16 protein-coding genes are annotated in these 19,492 nt (G+C 70.5%); 10 read left to right on the top strand and 6 right to left on the bottom strand.

The features are described from left to right. Positions 1 to 144 precede the first annotated feature (144 nt). Positions 145 to 2,238, bottom strand: a complete 2,094-nt coding sequence (locus ACQP2T_RS16740; protein ID WP_433517054.1) for a SpoIIE family protein phosphatase — start codon at positions 2,236 to 2,238, stop codon at positions 145 to 147. A 194-nt stretch (positions 2,239 to 2,432) separates the two neighbouring features. Further along, positions 2,433 to 3,002 carry an HhH-GPD-type base excision DNA repair protein gene (locus ACQP2T_RS16735; protein ID WP_433517053.1) on the bottom strand — a complete coding sequence of 190 codons (570 nt, stop codon included), beginning with the start codon at positions 3,000 to 3,002 and terminating at the stop codon, positions 2,433 to 2,435. Between the two features lie 154 nt (positions 3,003 to 3,156). Between ACQP2T_RS16735 and ACQP2T_RS16730 the strand changes: the two genes are divergently transcribed. The 5 genes from ACQP2T_RS16730 (at position 3,157) to ACQP2T_RS16710 (ending at position 7,778) form a co-directional block, all read left to right on the top strand. Then, positions 3,157 to 3,381, top strand: a complete 225-nt coding sequence (locus ACQP2T_RS16730; RefSeq protein WP_225288959.1) for a hypothetical protein — start codon at positions 3,157 to 3,159, stop codon at positions 3,379 to 3,381. A gap of 123 nt (positions 3,382 to 3,504) precedes the next feature. Further along, positions 3,505 to 5,037 (top strand): hypothetical protein, encoded by a 1,533-nt coding sequence (locus ACQP2T_RS16725; protein WP_433519781.1) that lies wholly within the window; start codon positions 3,505 to 3,507, stop codon positions 5,035 to 5,037. 238 nt (positions 5,038 to 5,275) lie between these two features. Next, positions 5,276 to 6,031, top strand: a complete 756-nt coding sequence (locus tag ACQP2T_RS16720) for a LamB/YcsF family protein (RefSeq protein ID WP_433517052.1) — start codon at positions 5,276 to 5,278, stop codon at positions 6,029 to 6,031. Positions 6,032 to 6,036: 5 nt separating this feature from the next. After that, positions 6,037 to 6,666: a 5-oxoprolinase subunit B family protein gene (locus ACQP2T_RS16715; RefSeq protein ID WP_433517051.1), complete on the top strand. Its 630-nt coding sequence runs from the start codon at positions 6,037 to 6,039 to the stop codon at positions 6,664 to 6,666. Further along, positions 6,663 to 7,778 (top strand): biotin-dependent carboxyltransferase family protein, encoded by a 1,116-nt coding sequence (locus tag ACQP2T_RS16710; RefSeq protein ID WP_433517050.1) that lies wholly within the window; start codon positions 6,663 to 6,665, stop codon positions 7,776 to 7,778. Before ACQP2T_RS16715 ends, ACQP2T_RS16710 begins: the two co-directional genes overlap by 4 nt. On the opposite strand, the gene ACQP2T_RS16705 is transcribed toward ACQP2T_RS16710, so the two are convergent. After that, complete coding sequence (locus tag ACQP2T_RS16705; protein WP_433517049.1) at positions 7,747 to 8,595, bottom strand: PhzF family phenazine biosynthesis protein; 849 nt, start codon at positions 8,593 to 8,595, stop codon at positions 7,747 to 7,749. The genes ACQP2T_RS16710 and ACQP2T_RS16705 overlap by 32 nt on opposite strands. Positions 8,596 to 8,958: 363 nt before the next feature. Continuing rightward, positions 8,959 to 10,113: a DNA glycosylase AlkZ-like family protein gene (locus ACQP2T_RS16700; RefSeq protein WP_433517048.1), complete on the bottom strand. Its 1,155-nt coding sequence runs from the start codon at positions 10,111 to 10,113 to the stop codon at positions 8,959 to 8,961. 242 nt (positions 10,114 to 10,355) lie between these two features. Between ACQP2T_RS16700 and ACQP2T_RS16695 the strand changes: the two genes are divergently transcribed. Further along, on the top strand, positions 10,356 to 12,407 hold the full coding sequence (locus tag ACQP2T_RS16695) for an ATP-binding protein (protein WP_433517047.1): 2,052 nt from the start codon (positions 10,356 to 10,358) through the stop codon (positions 12,405 to 12,407). On the opposite strand, the gene ACQP2T_RS16690 is transcribed toward ACQP2T_RS16695, so the two are convergent. Together ACQP2T_RS16690 and ACQP2T_RS16685 are read right to left on the bottom strand one after the other, a co-directional pair. Next, complete coding sequence (locus ACQP2T_RS16690; RefSeq protein WP_433517046.1) at positions 12,370 to 12,966, bottom strand: ATP-binding protein; 597 nt, start codon at positions 12,964 to 12,966, stop codon at positions 12,370 to 12,372. The genes ACQP2T_RS16695 and ACQP2T_RS16690 overlap by 38 nt on opposite strands. Continuing rightward, positions 12,963 to 13,157 carry a DUF5999 family protein gene (locus tag ACQP2T_RS16685; RefSeq protein WP_433517045.1) on the bottom strand — a complete coding sequence of 65 codons (195 nt, stop codon included), beginning with the start codon at positions 13,155 to 13,157 and terminating at the stop codon, positions 12,963 to 12,965. Before ACQP2T_RS16685 ends, ACQP2T_RS16690 begins: the two co-directional genes overlap by 4 nt. A gap of 356 nt (positions 13,158 to 13,513) precedes the next feature. Between ACQP2T_RS16685 and ACQP2T_RS16680 the strand changes: the two genes are divergently transcribed. The 4 genes from ACQP2T_RS16680 to ACQP2T_RS16665 are packed head-to-tail and all read left to right on the top strand — an operon-like array spanning position 13,514 to position 19,488. Further along, on the top strand, positions 13,514 to 15,724 hold the full coding sequence (locus ACQP2T_RS16680; protein WP_433517044.1) for a LuxR C-terminal-related transcriptional regulator: 2,211 nt from the start codon (positions 13,514 to 13,516) through the stop codon (positions 15,722 to 15,724). Next, on the top strand, positions 15,721 to 17,253 hold the full coding sequence (locus ACQP2T_RS16675; protein WP_433517043.1) for a sugar ABC transporter ATP-binding protein: 1,533 nt from the start codon (positions 15,721 to 15,723) through the stop codon (positions 17,251 to 17,253). The genes ACQP2T_RS16680 and ACQP2T_RS16675 overlap by 4 nt, the downstream gene beginning before the upstream one ends. Beyond that, positions 17,250 to 18,341, top strand: coding sequence for an ABC transporter permease (locus ACQP2T_RS16670; protein WP_433517042.1), 1,092 nt, complete (start codon positions 17,250 to 17,252; stop codon positions 18,339 to 18,341). Before ACQP2T_RS16675 ends, ACQP2T_RS16670 begins: the two co-directional genes overlap by 4 nt. Before the next feature lie 10 nt (positions 18,342 to 18,351). Further along, positions 18,352 to 19,488, top strand: a complete 1,137-nt coding sequence (locus ACQP2T_RS16665; protein WP_433517041.1) for a substrate-binding domain-containing protein — start codon at positions 18,352 to 18,354, stop codon at positions 19,486 to 19,488. Positions 19,489 to 19,492 lie beyond the last annotated feature (4 nt).

Below are 19,492 nucleotides of genomic sequence, written 5' to 3'. Positions count from 1 at the left end.
CGGACCTGTCCAGCATTCTGGCACGACCACGCACTCCATACGGCCACCTCCCGGCGGTTGACCTCCACCCTAGGCCGACCCAGACAGTAGTGCGTACGTAAGCGCGGCACTGATACCCGAAAGCAACCCTTATGACTGATTCATTCAGTCACTCTTCGTGGCGGGCGGCACGTGGATAGCCAGGGCGGTAACGTCATCATCCTGTTCATATCCAGACAACATCCGGTCAACCAGGAAGTCCAGCAACATGTGCGGACTACTGACCACCTCAGGCGGCGCTTCGGTCACAACACTGCAAAGCTCTGCGAGTCCTGCGTCCAAACCGCGTTTCCGGTTCTCCACCAAGCCGTCTGAGTAGAGCACGGCGGTGTGTCCCGGCGGCACCACGAACCGGAACTGCCGGCGGCTGGTCGGCCAGCCGAGCGGCGTGCCCGGCTCGACGTCGCCCAGGATCGCGGTGCCCTGCGGGGAGACCAGGACGGGCGGCGGATGGCCCGCCAGGGCCAGCGTGCCCTCGCCGGTGACGGGCTCGACCACCATGTAGGCGAGCGTCGTGACCTGCTCTTCTTCCTCGGTGGCGTCGAAGACCCGGTCGAGGCCGGTGAGCACGGCCGCGGGCGGCGGGTTGGTCAGTGCCAGGGCGCGCATGGCGTTGCGGATGCGGCCCATGCCCGCCGCGGCCTTGACGCCCTTGCCCATGACGTCGCCCACGACCGCCGCGACCCGGCCGTCCTGCAGCACGAACGCGTCGTACCAGTCGCCGCCGACCTGGACGTGACGGCTGCCCGAGCGGAACCGCTGGGCCAGCACCAGGCCCTTGACCACCGGCAGGCGGTCGGGCAGCAGGCTGCGCTGGAGCGTCTCGGCGGTTTTGTGCTCGCGTTCGAACAGGGTGGCGCGCTCCACGGCGAGCGCGCACTGACCGGCGAGCGCCTCCAGGAAGACGCCGTCCTCCTGGGAGATCTTCTGCGGCCTGGTGAACGAGAAGCGCAGCGCGCCCAACGCCCTTCCGGCCGCCAGCAGCGGCAGGCCGACCCAGGCCCGCTCGTCACTGTGCGTGAGATAATTGGTCAGCACCTGCTCATCGCCACCGGCTTCGAGAAGCTGGGATTTCAGTCTGTCGGGCGACTCGGCGAAGACCGGACGGCGGCTGTTGACCGCCATCGTCATCACGCTGGAGGAGGAGAGCGGGATCTCCTCGCCGAGCGTGTCGGACGCCTCGGGGACGCCCTCGCCATTGATCAGCTTGAGCGCGGCGCGGTCGGTGTCGAGCAGCGCGACCGCGGAACGGTCGGCGGCCAGGGCGGTGCGGCCGACGTCGATGATGACCTGCACCACCTGCTCGACGGTGAGCGCCTCGGCCAGCTGGGCGGTGGCGCCCTGCAGCCGCGCGGTGCGCAGGGCCGCGGCGCCGAGCTGGTCGGTCAGCCTGCCGCGCATCTCCTCGGCCTCGCGCTGCGGCGTCACGTCGGTGTTGGCGCCGACCCACTCCACGACCCTGCCGTGCCTGATGATGGGCACGGCCCGCACCTCGAAGTGGCGGTAACCGCTGGCCCGGGTGCGCACGCGGTAGTTCCACTCGAACATGGTGCGGCCGCGCAGCGCCTCCTTCCAGGCTTCCTCGGTCTGCTGGCGCTCCTCCGGATGCACGGCCTCCAGCCAGCCCAGGGCGAGGTATTCCTCCAGCCCCTGGCCGGTGATGGCGCGCCACTGCGGCGCGTCCTCCACCACCGTGCCGGTCGGCGAGGTGATCCAGACGAGCTGCGACTGCGCCTCGACCAGCGAGCGGTAGCGCTCCTCGCTGCGCCGCAGGTCCTCTTCGATCTGGCGGCTCTCGGTCACGTCGAGGCCGATGAGCGCGATCGCCCGCAACTCGCCCGCGTCGTCGTGCACCGGTGAGAACGACAGCGACCAGTGCCTGGTCTCCCCCTCGGACGAGCGCACGCGTACGCGGCTCTCGGTGACCGGAGAGTCGCTCTCGGTGACGGCCTGGACCGCATGGGTGATGAGCTGGCTGAGGTCGGCCGTCAGCGTCTCGACGGGCGCGCGGCCGACAAGCCGCTCGGCGGGTACGCCGACGACCTCGGTGAACACGTCGTTGACCAGTTGTACGTGGCCGGCGGCGTCGAAGAACGCGAAGGCGAACTCGGCCTCCGACAGCATGCCCTTGAAGAGGGCGGAGTCTGAGATGTCCACATCCGACTCCCGGGGACGGGGAACGGAGGTCTCGGCGCTCATGGTCGGCACCTCCGTCGCGTGCCAGGGTCTCCCACGCGGCACATCTCCATAACTGTGTATCGGCGTAGCGCAGCTCCGGGCGACCGGATTCTGCAGTACATCATCGGCGATGGGCAGGCGCGGACGGAAGCCCCGGCCGCCATACGGTCAACGCATCCTGTCAAAATCGCTCCACGTTGCGCAGCAAGATCAGGCTACTTGGCCTTGGCCGCGCGCTTGGCCTCCTGCTTGGCGGCCCGAACGCGACCCAGTGTGTCGGCGTCGACCACATCCGCTACCGAACGCAACGACCCCTCCTCGCCATAGGGTCCAGCCGCCTCGCGCCATCCTGGCGGTTGAACCTTCATTTGCTTGCCGAGCAATGCCAAAAATATCTGAGCCTTCTGCTTGCCGAAGCCGGGAAGTCCCAGGAGCCGGTTGAGCAACTCTTTGCCGTCGGCGACGTCACTCCAGACCCGCTCGGGATTGCCGTCGTAGTGCTCCACAAGGTAGGCGGCCAGCCGCTGGACCCGCTCCGCCATCGCCTTGGGGTAGCGGTGCACGGCCGGCTTGGCGGCCAGCAGCGCGGCGAACTCCTCGGGATCGCGAGCCGCGATCTCCTCAGCGGTGAGGTCGTGCCCGAGGCGTTCGGAGATGGTGTGAGGCCCCGTGAACGCCCATTCCATCGGGATCTGCTGATCGAGCAGCATGCCGACGAGCAGGGCGAGCGGACTTCGGCCGAGGAGATCGTCGGCCTCCGTCCGCTGGGCGAGCTGGATGCGCATGGGAACAGCTTCGCACGAATGCGGTTCCGAAGAAGCGAACACAAGCGTTGTGGAGGCTTGACACTCAGCCGAGAAAAGATGAAATGGGAGCGCAAGTCGCCCTGCATCCATTCCCTGGGGGTTTGCCCCGGGGCTCCAGAGGAATCTCACATCTATGCTCGCTCTGGCCACACGCTTCCTCAGGGAGCCGGTCAGTCTCAGGCTGGCCGAAGAGTTCCTGACCATACCCGTGGACACCATCGACCGCTGCGTGTCCGACGTCTGCGCCTGCGCGCAGCACCTCGGCATCTCCCCGACACCCGATGTCATCGAACGCATCGCCCGCGAACATCTACTGGCGATCGTGAACTCCGCACCGCCGCCCCGGACTCCCCGATAACATCGGGGTCACCAGGCCGCGTTCTACGCACCGTTTCGGCCTGGAATGCGAGAGAGTGAGGGCGTGCGCCGACACCGACGAGATCCCCGGGAGAGCACCCCACCAGACGATGTGTTCAAGGAGATGGTGCAGGCGGCTCGCGAGCTTCTGGCCGTGCGCAGCCCTCTTGACGCGGAGCTGATGGTCTCCGACATGATCGGAGCCTGGTGGGGCAGGCGCGTCAGGGGTGGTGATGTCGAACAGGTACTCGGCGAGGGTCTGGTCGACTACGCCGCCAAGGCCGGCACTCCGGCGTCGCTGACGCTGCTCATCTGCCTGGCCTATCTCGGCACGGCCCGCCAGGGCGCCAAGGCGGAGGGCGCGGCGCTGGCGATGATGGAGTCGGGCGTGGCCCGGCCCGGCTGGGCCGACCGGGTGGGCGCGGTCAAGCCGACCGGCTGCTACGTCTCCCGCGACGCCTACGGCGACCAGGACACCGTGATCTGCACCTTCGGCTACCGCTGGAGCGAGGGCCCCCGCGACGAGCAGGCGGGCGGCGAGACCCCGGCGACCTTCGAACGCGAGCAGGACCGGCACGCGCTGGTCATGGTCGTCGACCACAACATGTCGGGCATGGCGCGCGACGCCTGGGTCTCCTCCCAGGTCGACACGCTGCTGGACAAGGCACGGGTCGAGGCGGCCGGCAACCCGATGCTGCTGTTCGAGGAGATCGAGCCCCAGCAGGCCAGGGCGCTGCTGGAGTCGGCCATGAAGGCCACCAGGGAGCCGAAGACCCCGCCGCCGGTCAGCGACAGCTACAGCGCCTTTCACGCCTTCGCCCGCGCCCGGCTCAAGGCCCTCCCGCCGGGCCGCAAGCGCCCCGCTCCCCTGCACATCGAGGCTCCCTACAGCCGCGAGCGGCGGGCGATGCTGGCCGCGGAGTTCCTCGCCTCCGACGCGGCCGAGCACCTGTCCGACCCGTCGGCGGCCTCGCGGTGCGCCGACCACATCATCGACTACGGCTGCGAGCAGGACTTCAACCGGCCGCTGCGGGTGAGCCCGACCAAGTGCGAGACGTTCCTGCTCGACTGGCTGCCGCGCAAGGTGATGTTAAGCGTGGCCGAGCAGGAGGCCATGCCGCACGTACTGTCGGCGTGGATCCGCTTCGCCGCCCGCCGCACCGGCCTGCCCGACACGGGGCTCAAGGACACGCTGGACGCCGTGTGGGAGGCGACCGGCAAGTTCCCGGAGGCCTACCGGGATCCGACCTCGTTCGGCCTGGACCGGCCGCTGCTGGAGCGGCTGCTGCCGGACGGCGATCTGTCGGCGCTGGCCAGGCGGGCCTTCGCGTTCCCGTTCCTGCAGGGCGTGCACGGCGGCATCGACCTGGACGCGCTCAACCCGGCCGACGAGGCCGACCGGCGCACGCTCCTGGAGATCGACCACGTCGGCGCCATCGACGAGGAGCACCTGGCCTGGCACGAGGAGATCGCCGCGCGGCTGTGGGACGGGGACCCGCCGCAGCTGTGGGAGGCGGCCCAGCGGCTGCTCGACCTCGGCCACGACCGCCATGACGTGCTGCACGTGCTCATCGAGATCGCCGAGCGCATCGGCGGCGACCCGGACGAACTCGCCTCCGCCCTCGACGACATCGCCGACATTCCCGACGAGATCTAGCGCGATGGAGGCCGGGCCCCGCCGTCTCGCCATCTGGGGTTGTGCGCGCCCGCTGCCCCGCTACCTGGCGCGACGTAAACCCATCGCGCCCTCTGGCGCGGTGCGCGCCCGCCCCGCCGCCTGACGCGCGACGTACACCCGCCTTGCCGTCTAGCGCGGCGTATATCCGTCTCGCCGCAGGCCGGCGTCCGTGACCCCGTCGTCGCGCCGAGGTGGCCGCTACCGCCATGATGGGAACATGGTGATCGACCTCAACGCGGATCTGGGCGAGGGCTTCGGCGTCTGGCGGCTGGGCGACGACCTGGCGCTGCTCGACATCGTCACGAGCGCGAACGTCGCCTGCGGGTTCCACGCCGGCGACCCGGTGACGATCAGGCGCACCTGCGCGGCCGCCGTGGACCGGGGCGTGGCGATCGGGGCGCAGGTGTCCTATCGCGACCTGGCCCACTTCGGGCGCAGGGAGATGGACGTCGAGCCTGAGGAGCTCTGCGCCGAGGTGCTCTACCAGCTCGCGGCCGTCGACGGCATCGCGCGGGCCATGGGCGGCCGGGTCTCCTACGTCAAGCCGCACGGCGCGCTCTACAACCGCATCTGCCGCGACGAGGAGCAGGCCGCCGCGGTGATCGAGGCCGTGGCCGACTACGACACCTCCCTGCCGGTGCTCACGCTGCCCGGCTCGGTGGTGCACGGGGCGGCCGCCGCCGAGGGCGTGCCGACGATCACCGAGGCGTTCGCCGACCGCGCCTACACGGCCGCCGGGACGCTGGTCTCGCGGCGCGAGCCCGGGGCGGTGATCCACGATGTCGCCACGGTCTCGGCCCGCGCCGTGCGGATGACCGTCGAGGGCCGGGTGACCGCCGTGGACGGCAGCCCGGTGGCGGTCTCCGCCCGGTCCATCTGCGTGCACGGCGACACACCTGACGCGGTACGACTGGCGCAGGCCGTACGCGATGGGCTGCTGGAGGCGGGAGTGGTCCTGCAGGCCTTCGCATGATCCGGATGGCCGGGGAGCACGGGCTGCTCGTGGAGACGGGGTCGCTGGCCGTGTCGCACCGGCTCGACGCCGTGCTGCGTACCGCGCGGCCCGCTGGGGTGGTGGAGATCGTGCCGGGGCCCGAGACGGTGCTGGTGGTGGCGCCGGGGGCGGACCAGGGCCTGCTGCGGTCGCGGCTCGACGAACTGCTCGGCGAGGCGGTGCTCGGGTCCTCGGAGCCTGGTGGGGCCTTGTTCGGGCCCGCCGGGGCCGGGCAGGAGGTCGTGGTCATTCCCGTCGTCTATGACGGGGAGGATCTCGATTCCGTGGCCGAGCTGGCCGGGATGTCAGTGGACGATGTGATCGCGCGGCACACCGGGCGGGAGCTGGTGGTGGGCTGGCTGGGTTTCGCGCCGGGGTTCGCGTATCTGACCGGGCTGGATCCGGCGCTCCACCTGCCACGGCTGGCGACGCCGCGCACGTCGGTGCCCGCCGGTTCGGTGGCGATCGCCGGTCCCTACTCCGCGATCTACCCCACCGCCTCGCCGGGCGGGTGGCGGCTGCTGGGCCGTACGACGACGCGCATCTGGGACGTCGACGCCGAGCCGCCGTCACTGTTCCGGCCCGGCACCCGCGTACGGTTCGAGCCGGCATGATCGAAGTGCTCACGCCGGGCCCGTACGCGACCGTCCAGGACCTGGGCCGCCCCGGCTACGCGCACCTGGGCGTGCCCCGCTCCGGCGCGGCCGACGAGGCGAGCCTGCGGCTGGGCAACCGGCTCGTCGGCAACCCCGAGGACGCGGCGGGGATCGAGCTGACGTACGGAGGGGCGCGGCTGGCCTTCCACTCGGCCGCCTGGGTCGCGATCACGGGCGCGCCCTGCCCGCTATCCGGGCCTTCCCCCATCCCCGTCGGAGCCAGGCCTTCACCGGCCGACATGGGGTCCGGGCCCTCACCGGATGCCGTGACATCCCGGCCCTCACCGGACGCCGTGGGATCCGGACCTCCGCCGGACGCCGTGGGATCCGGACCTCCGCCCGGTCCCGTTGAGCCTGAGCGAAGGCCCGGCCCAGTGGAGGCCGGGCGCTCGCCCATCACCGGGGAGGCCGGGCGCGCGTCTGTTCCCGAGGGGGCTCGGCGCTCGCCCACCCTGGGGGCCGGGATGAATGTGCCGTTCTGGGTTCCAGCCGGGAGTGAGTTGCGGTTCGGGGCGCCCGTATGGGGGTTGCGGACCTACCTGGCAGTGCGGGGCGGGATCGCCGTCGAGCCGGTCCTCGGCAGCCGTTCGACGGATTCGCTGTCGGGGCTCGGCCCGGCGCCGCTGCGCCAGGGGACCATGCTCCCGGTGGGCGGCTCCGGGGGCTTGGTGGAGATCTCGGTGGATCTGGCGCCCGCCGGGGAGCCGCCGCCCGCCGTACTACGGATCGTGCCGGGGCCGCGCGACGACTGGTTCGCGCCGGACGCGCTCGCCGAGCTCTGCGCCGAGCCGTACGAGGTGAGCCAGGACAGCAACCGCGTGGGGGTACGCCTGCGCGGCCGGGAGCTGGCGCGGACGCGCGAGGGCGAGCTGCCCAGTGAGGGCATGGTGACGGGGGCGGTGCAGGTGCCGCCGAGCGGGCAGCCGATCGTCTTCCTCACCGACCACCCCCCGACCGGCGGCTACCCGGTGATCGGCGTGGTGCGGTCGGCGGACCTGCCGATCGCCGCGCAACTCCGGCCGGGTGACAGCGTACGGTTCACAGTTCGACCTGGCCGGCGACGCACGTGACACTGGAGCCGCCCACCCAGACCGCCGGCTCCTGACCGTCCTCGGGGCTCTGGCCGGTGGTGATGTGGACGCGGCCGGCGCGGCCCAGCATGGTGCCCTGGCCGGCTACGTAGGGGGCCGTAACGCGGCCGGTGCGCAGCAGCCACTGGGCGACCGAGGCGTTCAGGCTGCCGGTCACCGGATCCTCGGCCGTACTGCCGTTGACCGGGAAGAACGCCCGCAGCTCGATCGCGAGCGGCGACCCCGGCGGGTAGGGGCCCACCACGCCCAGGTCGATGTCGATCGGGCCGGGACGCAGCGCGAGCACCTCGTCCGCGCTCCGCAGCAGCACCGCCACCCAGCCGGGCCCGTTGTCGGCCCACTCGGCGTCGACGATCTCGTCGCGGCCGATGCCCAGCATGCCCGCGATGCGCTCGACGAGCGGCTCGTCCACCGGGCCCGACCGCAGCAAGGCGGGCGCGGCGAACGCCAGCCCGCTGTCCGTCCTGCGCAACGTCACCAGCCCGGCGCCGCACTCCTGCACGACCGTCTCCGGCTCCTTCGGCGTTCCTCCGTTCTCCAGCCAGGCGTGGCAGGTGCCCAGCGTGGGGTGCCCGGCGAAGGGCAGCTCGCTCGTCGGGGTGAAGATCCGCACCCGGTAGTCAGCGCCGGGAGCGGTGGGGGGCAGGACGAAGGTGGTTTCGGACAGGTTCGTCCAGTGGGCGAACCGCTGCATCTCCTCGGTGCTCAGGCCGTCGCCGTCGAGGACCACCGCGAGCGGGTTTCCCTGGTACGGCGTGGCGGTGAAGACGTCGACTTGGCGAAAGGTGCGCAACATGCGTCAAGTATCCCCTCAAGAGCCTGAACGTCCAGATCACGCCGCATTCGCCGCCTACCCCCTAGCTGGCCCAGACGGTGCGGCTCGACGGCCAGCGATCCCAGCCCACACCCACGAACCGCCGACCATCCCAGCCCGCACCAACCGCCGACGACCCCAGCCGTCACCCCGACCAACGACAGGCGATCCCAGCCCACACCCACCAACGGCCGCTGATCACGACCCACGTCCGCCATCAGTCCTCTGGCGGGGTGGTGGTGAGGAGGGAGCAGACGCGGAAGATCCCTCCGCATCCACCATCAGTCCCCGAGCGAGGTGGTGGCGAGAAGGAGGCGGACGCGGAAGATCCCTCCGCATCCACCATCAGTCCCCGAGCGAGGTGGTGGCGAGAAGGGAGCGGACGCGGGAGATCGCGTCGTCGAGCGGTTTCTCGGGGACGGACTCGAACAGGTCGGTCGTGATTCGCCCGTTCTTGGCCTCCCAGACCCCCGCGACCCGCCCCCGGTGCACGATGACCGGCGAGATCCAGCCCGCCTGGCGGCTGACCTTGGGTTTGGCGGCGGCGGCCAGCAGCGGTGTGAGGGTGCGGGGAGCGGCCAGGATGTACTGGTCGAAGCCCGGCAACAGGTGCACATCATCGGACGGCTCGGTGGCGGCGAGCTCGTCCAGCTGCTCGGTGAGGGCGAGCAGCGTGTGCCCGTCATCGGTCTCGACCTCGGTCAGCTCCGGAGCCAGGTCGCGGAACCAGCCCTTGAGCACCGCCTTCCTGGCCACGCCCCCGAACAGCCACGTGTCGAACATCTCCGGCGTCGCCGGCCCATGCGCGCCGAGGAAGGCCCGGGCCAGCCGCACGCCTGCCTCCTCGTACGGCGGCAGCTCCGGCGGCCGGCCGGGCAGCCAGGAGCGCGGGGCGGTGAAGGTCACCCTGCCGTCGCGGGGCGGGCCGTAGCAGAGCTCGCCGAGGCGGGCGAGCGGCTTGAGCAGGGCGCCCCAACCGGAGGTGAGCGCCGCACGCAGGTGCTCTTCACCGGTGACCTCGACGACGGCCTCGACCAGCTCCTCCCGGGTCAGCGCGGGGCTTGGCGATGCGTCCGGGGTCAGGGCCGGGGAGGCGGCCCGGGACGTTCGCAGCGCTTCGGGGACCGCCTCGATGATCGCGGCGATCTCCGCCGCCGTGACGCCGTGCCCGCGTTGCCAGGAGCCTTTCTCCCAGGTCCGCAGCGTGGCCAGCGCCGCGCAGTAGTCGGCCAGCTCGTCGGCGGGCAGCAGGTGCAGGGTGCCGCGCATGATCCACGTCTTGACCAGCGTGCGCTCCTCCCACAGCGCCCGGCCGATCTCGCCCGGGTCGGGCCGCGCGCTCCGCACCGCCACGGCCAGCTGCGCCGAGGAGGCGACCTGGGTCTGCACGCCACAGAGTCGGCGCGCGATCGCTACCGCGTCGCTCCCGTCGGCGTCGCTCACGAACTGCCTGCGCAGGCGCCAGGCGAGGATCTTGGGCCAGGTCAGCTGGATCGTCACGGCATCACTTCTACACCGGCGCCACGACAGTTCCCTCAAGCCCCCGGAGAGAGGCCACCGAAACGGTCTGGGCATATTCTGGTTGATGACGGCTCAGACCTGACGGCAATGAAAGCCTGAGCCGCTGGAGCAGTCATGACTGAGGTGACATCGCACGTCGGCGAGTGTCAGCACGCCTCGGACGGCCAGAACGCATCATGATCCAGGCAGAGCGCGGTCGTACGGTCCGGGCCCGTCCTCGCATGGAAGGGTCCAGCTTCGTCGGGCGCAGGCACGAGCTGGCCGCGGCCAGGAGGGGGCTGTCTCAGGCCCGCCTGCTGACCCTGACCGGCACCGGCGGTGTCGGCAAGACCCGGTTGGCGCGCCGGGTGGCGGAAACCCTTCAGGGCACCTACAAGGACGGCGTGGAGGTCGTCGAACTGGCCACGCTGGAGGCCGGCCACCTGCTGGAGCCGGTCGTCGCCGGGGCGCTGGGACTGCGCGAGGCGGGACCCGACCCCATGACCGCGCTGGTGGACCACCTGTCGGACAAGCGGATGCTGCTGGTCCTGGACAACTGCGAACATCTGCTCGACGACTGCGCCCGCTTCGTGGCCCGGCTGCTGCGGGGCGCTCCCAGGGTGCGGATCCTGGCGACCAGCAGGCAGACGCTCAGTGTGTACGGCGAGCAGGTGCTGCAGATCTCGTCCCTGTCCGTGCCGGGCTCCGGCCACCCTCTCAGTCACATCGCCCGGCATGATTCGGTGCGCCTTTTCGTGGAACGGGCGGCGAGCGCGGCGCCCGGCTTCTGCCTGGACACGAGCAACGCGGCGACTGTGGCACGGCTGGCCCGGCGTCTGGAGGGGATCCCGCTGGCGATCGAGCTGGCCGCGGTGCAACTGCGCGCCCTGCCTCTGGAACAGCTGGCGCGCGAGCTGGACGAGCGCTTCGAGGTGCTGGCGATGGGGAGCCCCGCCGCGCTGCCCCGCCATCAGACGCTGCGCGCGACCATGGACTGGAGCTTCCGCCTGTGCTCACCGGCGGAGCGGCGGCTGTGGACCCGGCTGTCGATGTTCCCCGGCGGGGTCGACCTGGATGCCGCCGAGGCGGTGTGCTCGGGTGAGGGGATCTCCCCCGGCGAGGTGGTCGATCTGGTGGCCGGGTTGGTGGACAAGTCGATCCTGGTCTGCGAGCGGTGGGAGGCCGGGCTCAGGTATCGCATGCTGGAGAGCATCCGCGCGTACGGGTGCGAGCAGTTGTCACCCGCCGAGAAGCGCGTACTTTGCCGCCGCTACATCGACCACTACCGGGATCTGGTCGACCGGCACCGGATCGACGAGATCGTCCCGGATCAGGCCGAGCGATATCTGCTCCTGCGGCAGGAACTTCCCAACGTGCGCGTCGCACTCGAGCTGTGCTTCAGTGTGCCACGCCTGGCTCGCGTGGGACTCGAGACGGCGTCGGGGCTGGGGTCCTTCTGGCTCCTGGCCGGCGCCCTCACCGAGGGCCGCTACTGGCTGGAGCGCGGCCTGGAGCTGATGCGTACGCCCGACAGCGCCCGGGCGACGGCGCTCTGGGTGGACAGCATGCTCGCCCTGCGCCAGGGCGACCTGGCGGCGGCCGTGCCGAGACTGCGGGAATGCCACTTCCTGGCCCGGCGGCCGGGGAACGAGGATGTCCTGCCGTTCGCCATCCGGACCTCCGGTGTCGCCGCGTTCTCCACGGGTGACGCCCAACGTGGGCTCGCGCTCCTGGAGGAGTCGCTCGTCCTCTTCAGGGCCACCGGAAACGTTCACGAGGTCGTGCTCAACCTGTACTACGCGACCACGTACGGCTCGACCGAGAGCCCGGAGCGAGCCGTCCGGCTGGGCGAGGAGCTCTTGGCGCTGGCCGAGGCTCATCACATGATGGTGTCCCTCGGGTACGCCCAGCTGGCGCTCGGTATCGCGGTGTGGAACCTGGGCGACTACCTACGAGCCGACGCGCTGGTGAGGGCCGCCGCCGAGCTCACCGAGGAAATCGACGACCGCTGGTGCCTCATGCAGTGCCTGGAGGTGCTGGCGTGGATCGCCGGTGCGCGTGGGGAGCATGAACGGGCCGCCCGGATGCTGGGGGCGGCGCACTCGCTGTGGCAGGCGGCGGACGCCTCGCCCACTCGGCTGTGGTACCACGCGAGATGGCACGAGCGCTGCGCGGAGCAGGCCCGCGAGACGCTGGGGAACCGGGCGTTCGCGGCGGGCTTCCGAGACGGAACGCGACTCGGTGCGGAAGGCGTGCTCACCTGTGATGTGCCGACTTGTGCGGCGAAGGACTGAACCCGTCCGACTTCGCGGCGCAGTCGACGGAGAGTTCGAACCAGACGGTCTTTCCCGTGGACGTCGATTCACTGCCCCAGCAGCAGGACAGCAGGTCGATCATGTCCAGTCCGCGGCCGTGCTCGTCACCCGGCGTGGCCTGGTGGAGATAGAGCGGCGCGGTGCCCGCGTCCTCGACCTCGCCGCGCAGCAGGCCCTCACCGGCGTAGAGGGTGAACCGGTGCGGTCCCGGCGCATGGCGCAACGCGTTGGTGACGAGCTCGCTGACCAGGAGTTCGGCGACCTCGGCCAGCTCATCCATCCCCCATGCGGCGAGACGGGCGCGGGTGAGACGTCGCGCCTCGGGCACCGAAGCCATGCCCGGGGAAAGCGACCAGGAGGCGACCTCCATACCGGGGAGGCGGCCGGAGCCGGTGACGAGCTCCCCGAGGCGCCGGATGCCGGCCTTGAGGCGGTCCCGGAGCGGCGTGTGGCTGTTCCAGGACACCGCCGTGTCCCCCGGGTCGTCCTGCCGGAGTGTGCTCTCGTCCATGAGCGCGGATCCGGAGTACTGGTTCATGCTGCCCGTCCGAGCTCGCAGTAGTGGGCGGGAACGCTACGCCCGTCGGGCAGGATCTCACCGTTGTCCTCGAAGACCACCACGCCGTTGCACAGCAGACCCCACCCCTGCTCGGGATGGAAGGCCACCATGCGCGCGGCTTCGCGGTCGCCGGCGTATGCGGATGGGCACCGAGGCTGGTGCTGACACATGATCATTCCTTGATTCGGTCGCCGTTGTCACGACGTTCTTTGCTGACCACACCAGCATGCGCATGCGGACTGTGGAAGTAGGACGGGATAAATGCCCGGATGATTACCCGTTCCTACCTACGTAGGTAACCAACGCGTAGGTATGGAGCGGCTATCATCGCAGGTCAGGACGGCATCAGCTGAGTGGCCGCTCACACCGGGCGCACCGAACTCACGCGGCCGGGATGAGCTAGCCTGAAATTGTCATGGGGACGATGACACGGCGGCAAGCGGGGAACCTGCCAGCCGAATTGACGAGTTTCGTTGGTCGTCGGCATGAGCTAACCGAGACCAAACGTCTGCTTTCCGCTGGCCGGATGGTGACGTTGACCGGCGTCGGCGGAGTGGGCAAGACGCGACTGGCGCTGAGGGTCGCCGCGGAGATGTCACGGGCCTTCCCTGACGGGGCGTGGTTCATCGATCTGGCGCCGCTGGTCGCCGAAGAGCTGCTCGCGGAGACCATCGCCGACACGATCGGCTGCCGCCAGCCGAGCGTGGCCGCGCTGTCCGAGCATCTGCTCAACAAGCGCTTGCTCTTGGTGCTGGACAACTGCGAGCACGTGCTGAACGAGTGCGCCATCCTGTCCAGCAAGCTGCTCTCCGCGACGACTGAGCTGCACATTCTCGCGACCAGCCGGCAGTCGCTCCAGGTGCCGAGTGAGCACCTCCTGGAAGTGCCGCCGTTGACCGTACACGGGACTGGCGAGGCGGCGGTCGCCACCGCCGACGCGCGCTACGAGGCGGTGAGACTGTTCGAGGACCGTGCGGCGGCCGTCGTGCCCGGTTTCACCGTCGATGCCGCCAACAGCGTGGCGGTGACGCGGCTGTGCCAGCGGCTCGACGGGATACCGCTGGCCATCGAGCTCGCGGCGGTGCGCATGCGGGCCTTGTCCGTCGACCAGATCCTCGAACGGCTGAACAACCGGTTCCGGTTGCTGGCGACAGAACGCTCGGTCGCGGTGCCCCGCCAGAAGACGCTGCGGGCGCTGGTGGACTGGAGTCATGACCTGTGCTCGCCCGAGGAACGGCTGCTGTGGGAACGGTTGTCGGTGTTCTCCGGCGGCTGCGATCTGGAAGCGGTCGAAGAGGTGTGCTCGGGCGACGGGATCGCCCGGGAGGACATCCCCAGCCTGCTGATAGAGCTGGTCGACAAGTCGATCCTGCTGCGGAAGACGCAGGACACCGGCGTACGTTTCGAGATGCTGGAAACATTGCGCCAGTACGGATGGGAACGGCTCACCGATTCCCGGCAGGAGACGGCGCTTCGGCTGCGGCATCGCGACTGGTGCCGCGAGCTGGCCGCACGGGCGGAGAGCGAGTGGTTCGGCGAGAACCAGATGGAATGGCTCGTCCGGATCCGTCAGGAGCAGGCCAACGTACGTGCGGCGCTGGAGTTCTGCCTGACCGAGCCGGGCCAGGCCTGGGCCGCCCTCGAGATCGCCGCCGCGATGTGGAGCCACCGGCTTTCGTGGAGCTCCCCCAGCGAAGGACACCACTGGCTGGAGCGGGCGCTGGCCCAGGAGCGCGGCCCCATCGCCGCGCGGGCCAAGGCCCTGTGGGTCGACGCGTGGCTCCTGCTGTTGCAGGGCGATCTCTTGGCCGCACAGCCCCTGTTGCTGGAGTGCCGCGCTCTGGCCGAGCGGCTGGGTGATGAGGCGCAACTCGCCGGCGCGCTGCACATCACCGGTTTCTCCGCGCTGCTGGCCGGAGACTTCGCCCGAGCGTTCACCCTCCTGGAAGAGGCCCTGGTCCGCCGCCGCGCCCTCGGCCACCGGGGCCATTCATGGGTCGCCCTCTTCCAGCTGAGCATGGTCGCCGTGGTCATGAACGATCCCCGCTCGACGGCGCTCTGCCAGGAGGTCTTGGAGGAATCCCAGAAGGCGCACGCGGACTGGTCGGTGTCCTACGCGTTGTGGGTCACGGCCCTGGACCGGTGGCGGCACGATGATCCGGACACCGCCGTCGCCATGATGCGCGACGCGCTGCGGTTCAAGCTGCGCTGCAACGACCATTTCGGCATCGCCGAAGGCCTGGAAGGACTCGCCTGGATCATCGGCGAGCAACGTCAGGACAGCCGCGCCGCTCAATTGCTGGGCGCCGCGCACATGGTCTGGCGATCGATCGGGACATCCCTCTCCGGACTCGGACATCTGGCCGGTCTCCACGGCCGATGCGAGGCCCGGCTACGACAGAGCCTCAGGGACGAAGCGTTCACCGCGGCCTTCACGCGCGGCTCGGAGTTCACGCTCGACCAGGCCGTCGCCTATGCGCTGGAGGAGAAGCCGCCGAGAGACATCGCGAACTCCCCGCCCGAGTCCGATGTCGCCTCCGTCCTGACCCGCAGGGAGCGGGAGATCGCCGAGCTGGTCGCGCAAGGGCTGAGCAACAAGGAGATCGCGGAGACCCTGGTGATCGCCCAGCGCACCGCCGAAGGCCATGTCGAGAACATCCTGCGCAAGCTGAGTTTCACCTCCAGGTCACAGGTCGCCAAAGCCTGGAGCTCGCGACAGCAGGCCGGTAGACCGTGACCGTTCTCGCGGGCCCGGCGTCATGGACCGCCTCGGAGCCGCTCATCCGCATCCGTGGAGCGAGCAAGCGATTCGGCGGCACCACCGCGCTGGAAGGGGTGGATCTCGACCTCCACCACGGCGGCATCCTCGCCCTGCTCGGACAGAACGGCGCCGGCAAGTCGACGCTGATCAAGATCCTGGCCGGGGTCTATCGCGCCGACGAAGGGGAGGTCGAGGTGGCCGGCCATCCGCTGGGCAGCCAGGCCGCCTCCCGCGCCATGTCGTTCGTCCACCAGGACCTCGGCCTCGTCGAGTGGATGAGCGTCGCCGAGAACATCGCCCTGGGCACCGGTTATCGCCGGCGCGGCGGTCTCATCTCCTGGCGCGGGGTGCGCGAGCGCTGTGTGGCGGCCCTCCGATCCGTCGCGATCCACCTCGACCCCGATGAGCGGATCGCCGACCTCACCCGCGCCGAGCGCTCGCTCGTCGCCATCGCCCGCGCGCTGGCCGCCGAAACCGAGATCATCGTCCTCGACGAGCCGACCGCGAGCCTGCCCGAGCCCGACCGCGCCCACCTGTTCGACGCTTTGCGCGCGCTACGTGACCGGGGTCACGGGATCGTGTACGTGAGCCACCGACTCGACGAGGTGCGTGAGATCGCCGACAGGGTCGCGGTCCTGCGCAACGGGCGCCTCGTCAGCCAGGGGACCTTCACCGGCGGCCATTCCACCACCCTCGTACGTGACATCGTCGGCCGCGAGCCGACGACCCACCGGCGCCCGGACCGCGACCTCGGAGAGGTGGTGCTGAGCCTCACCGGCGTACGTACCGGGCAGGCCGGCCCGATCAGCCTCGACCTGCGAGCCGGTGAGGCCATCGGTCTCGTCGGCCTCACCGGTGCCGGGCATGTGGATCTCGGCCGCGCTCTGGCCGGCGCGCACCCCATCCTCGCCGGCCACATGCTGCTCGACGGGCGGCCCTATGCTCCACGGTCGGTGTCGGCGGCCGTCGACGCGGGTGTCGGCCTGGTGACGAGCGACCGGCAGGAGGAGGGCGCCGCCCCGGGCCTCAGCGTCCGCGAGAACTTCCTGGCGAACCCCAGGGCACACGGCCGATCACCACTGAGCTGGATCCGGCCCCGCGTGGAGCGCGCCGAGGCGGCGGCGCTCGTCGCCTGCTTCGGCGTCCACCCCGCGGATGCCGAGGCGCCTCTTGCCACCCTGTCCGGCGGAAACCAGCAGAAGGTCATGATCGGCCGCTGGCTCGGTACGAACCGCCACCTCCTGATCCTCGAGGAGCCGACGGCCAGTGTCGATGTCGGCGCCAAACCCGAGATCTACCGGCTCCTCGACGACGCCCTGGCCGGCGGGCTGGCGGCCATCCTCGTCTCCGCCGACTTCGAGGAGGTCGTGAACGTGTGTGATCGCGCCCTCATGTTCGTCCGGGGGACGGTGACCACCGAGGTGGCCGGTGCGGCCCTCACGCTCACCGCGCTCACCCACGCCGCGTCGGCCGCGCCCGCAGTCACCGGTGCGAATCCCCGATGACCACGAGAGCCCCGCGCCGGCGGCGCACCGCCGGTCACTTCATCGGCAGTTACGGACTGCTCGCTCTGACGGTCGTCCTGTTCGTGGTGTTCACGCTCGCTCTGCCGGACACCTTTCCCACGATGGCCAACCTGACGTCGATCCTGTCGACTCATTCGATCACCGCGATCCTGGCGCTGGGCGCGATGATCCCCATCGTCACGGGGAAGTTCGACCTGTCCATCGGCTACGGCCTGGGGCTCGGACACGTCGTGACCTTGCAACTCATCATCGCCGGCGGCTGGCCATGGCCCCTGGCCTGTCTCGGCGTGCTCATCGGCGGCGCGCTCGTCGGCGTGATCAACGGTCTGCTCGTCGAGTTCGCCAAGATCGACTCGTTCATCGCCACCCTGGGCACCGGCAGCGTGCTGTACGCCATCACGGGCTGGACGACCGAGGGCGCCAGGATCGTGCCCGGTCCGCAGGGTCTTCCGCCCGCCTTCACCGGCATATCCGACGCGAAGTTCCTGGGCCTGCCCGCCCCCGCGTTCTACGTGCTCGTCCTCGCCGCGCTGCTCTGGCTCGTGCTCGAACGCCTCCCCCTCGGCCGCTACCTGTACGTCATCGGCTCGAACCCGCGGGCCGCCGACCTGATCGGCATCCCGACCCACCGGTACGTCATCTACGCCTTCGTGGGCTCCGGGCTGGTCACCGGCTTCGCGGGCGTCCTGCTCGCCGCTCAGCAGCAGATCGGCAATCCGAGCGTCGGGATCGACTATCTGCTGCCGGCGTTCGTCTCGGCCCTTCTCGGCTCCACCACCATCAGACCCGGACGGGCCAACCCTCTGGGGACCGTCGTCGCCGTCGCCGTCCTCGCGATCGGCCTGTCGGGCATCGGTCAGCTGGGGGCGGACTTCTGGGTGACGCCGCTGTTCAACGGGGTCACCCTGCTCATCGCGGTCGGGCTCGTCGGCTACGCGGCCCGGCGCCGGCTGCACGCGGGACCGGCCGCGGCACGCCACACGCCACCGCCCGCGCCTCCGTACGAGTCCGCCGCCACACCGCCCCGTGACCCATCGCCGCCGCGAACCGTCCCACCCGCGGGGTAGGGATCCGAGCGTGAACCGCTTCTCACGCATCGCGACGGCGCTGGCGGTGGCCTGCGCACTCGCCGGCGGCTGCTCCCGGGGCTCCGCCGGCTCGGCTCCCGGTCCCGCGCCGGGCCCGTCCGCGAGCTCGTGTCCCGGCGTCCTGTCCGTGGCCGAGCCCGCTGTCGCGCGGGCCGAGGGGATCGTCCCCTGGAACGGTCCCACGAGCGGTCCGCGTGCGGTCCGCGGCAAGAACCTCGTGTTCGTCGCGGCGACCATGACCAACCCCGGCGTCGCGGGCACGGCCAACGCGGTGCGGGAGGCCGGGGAGTCCATCGGCTGGAACGTCCGGGTGATAGACGGCCAGGGCACTCCGGCCGGGGTACGGGAGGCCCTCGGCCAGGCCGTCGCCCTGCGCCCGTCGGGGATCGTCATCGGCGGTTTCGACCCGAACTCCGCCGCCGAGCAGGTCGAGCGGGCCAGTGACATGCGCATCCCGCTCGTCGGGTGGCACGCGGCGAGCCGCCCCGGGCCCGGCGCGAACCCGAGGCTCTTCACCAACATCACCACCCAGGTGGAGGACGTGGCGAGAATCAGCGCGTTCTGGATCATCGCCAAGTCGAAGGGGCACGCGGGAGTCGTCATCTTCACCGACTCGTCGATCCCCTTCGCGGAGAACAAGGCTCAGCTGATCAAGAAAACGCTGCTGAGCTGCTCCGGCGTCACGCTGCTGTCGTACCAGAACATCCCGCTTCCTGACACGGGCAGCCGCACGCCTCAGGCGGTCTCCTCGCTCCTGTCGCGCTTCGGCGATCGATGGACCTACTCGGTCGCCATCAACGACCTCTACTTCGCCGACGCGGCGGCGCCCCTGCGCGCCGCGGGCAAGGCCGGCGATGGGCCCCCGTACGCGATCGGCGCGGGTGACGGCGACCCGTCGGCCTTCCAGCGCGTCCGGGACCGGCAGTTCCAGCAGGCCACCGTTCCCGAGCCGTTGAACGCGCAGGGCAGCCAGATCGTCGACGAGTTCAACCGCGCGTTCGCCGGGCGGCCTCCGAGTGGGTACGTCGCGCCGGTGCATCTGACCACGCGACACAACGTCGACGACGCCACCTCATGGGACCCGCCGGGCTATCGCGCGGCCTACGAGCGGATCTGGCACGGCTGACCGA

Source organism: Nonomuraea sp. CA-143628, from assembly GCF_050942315.1.
In the GTDB taxonomy this organism is placed as follows: Bacteria; Actinomycetota; Actinomycetes; order Streptosporangiales; family Streptosporangiaceae; genus Nonomuraea.
This window is presented reverse-complemented; position numbering and strand designations above follow the sequence as displayed.

Coding starts and splice junctions, on each gene's coding strand:
- ACQP2T_RS16740 (WP_433517054.1), bottom strand. CDS start 2,238: ATGAGCGCCGAGACCTCCGTTCCCCGTCCCCGGGAGTCGGATGTGGAC.
- ACQP2T_RS16735 (WP_433517053.1), bottom strand. CDS start 3,002: ATGCGCATCCAGCTCGCCCAGCGGACGGAGGCCGACGATCTCCTCGGC.
- ACQP2T_RS16730 (WP_225288959.1), top strand. CDS start 3,157: ATGCTCGCTCTGGCCACACGCTTCCTCAGGGAGCCGGTCAGTCTCAGG.
- ACQP2T_RS16725 (WP_433519781.1), top strand. CDS start 3,505: ATGGTGCAGGCGGCTCGCGAGCTTCTGGCCGTGCGCAGCCCTCTTGAC.
- ACQP2T_RS16720 (WP_433517052.1), top strand. CDS start 5,276: ATGGTGATCGACCTCAACGCGGATCTGGGCGAGGGCTTCGGCGTCTGG.
- ACQP2T_RS16715 (WP_433517051.1), top strand. CDS start 6,037: ATGGCCGGGGAGCACGGGCTGCTCGTGGAGACGGGGTCGCTGGCCGTG.
- ACQP2T_RS16710 (WP_433517050.1), top strand. CDS start 6,663: ATGATCGAAGTGCTCACGCCGGGCCCGTACGCGACCGTCCAGGACCTG.
- ACQP2T_RS16705 (WP_433517049.1), bottom strand. CDS start 8,595: ATGTTGCGCACCTTTCGCCAAGTCGACGTCTTCACCGCCACGCCGTAC.
- ACQP2T_RS16695 (WP_433517047.1), top strand. CDS start 10,356: ATGGAAGGGTCCAGCTTCGTCGGGCGCAGGCACGAGCTGGCCGCGGCC.
- ACQP2T_RS16690 (WP_433517046.1), bottom strand. CDS start 12,966: ATGAACCAGTACTCCGGATCCGCGCTCATGGACGAGAGCACACTCCGG.
- ACQP2T_RS16685 (WP_433517045.1), bottom strand. CDS start 13,157: ATGTGTCAGCACCAGCCTCGGTGCCCATCCGCATACGCCGGCGACCGC.
- ACQP2T_RS16680 (WP_433517044.1), top strand. CDS start 13,514: ATGGTGACGTTGACCGGCGTCGGCGGAGTGGGCAAGACGCGACTGGCG.
- ACQP2T_RS16670 (WP_433517042.1), top strand. CDS start 17,250: ATGACCACGAGAGCCCCGCGCCGGCGGCGCACCGCCGGTCACTTCATC.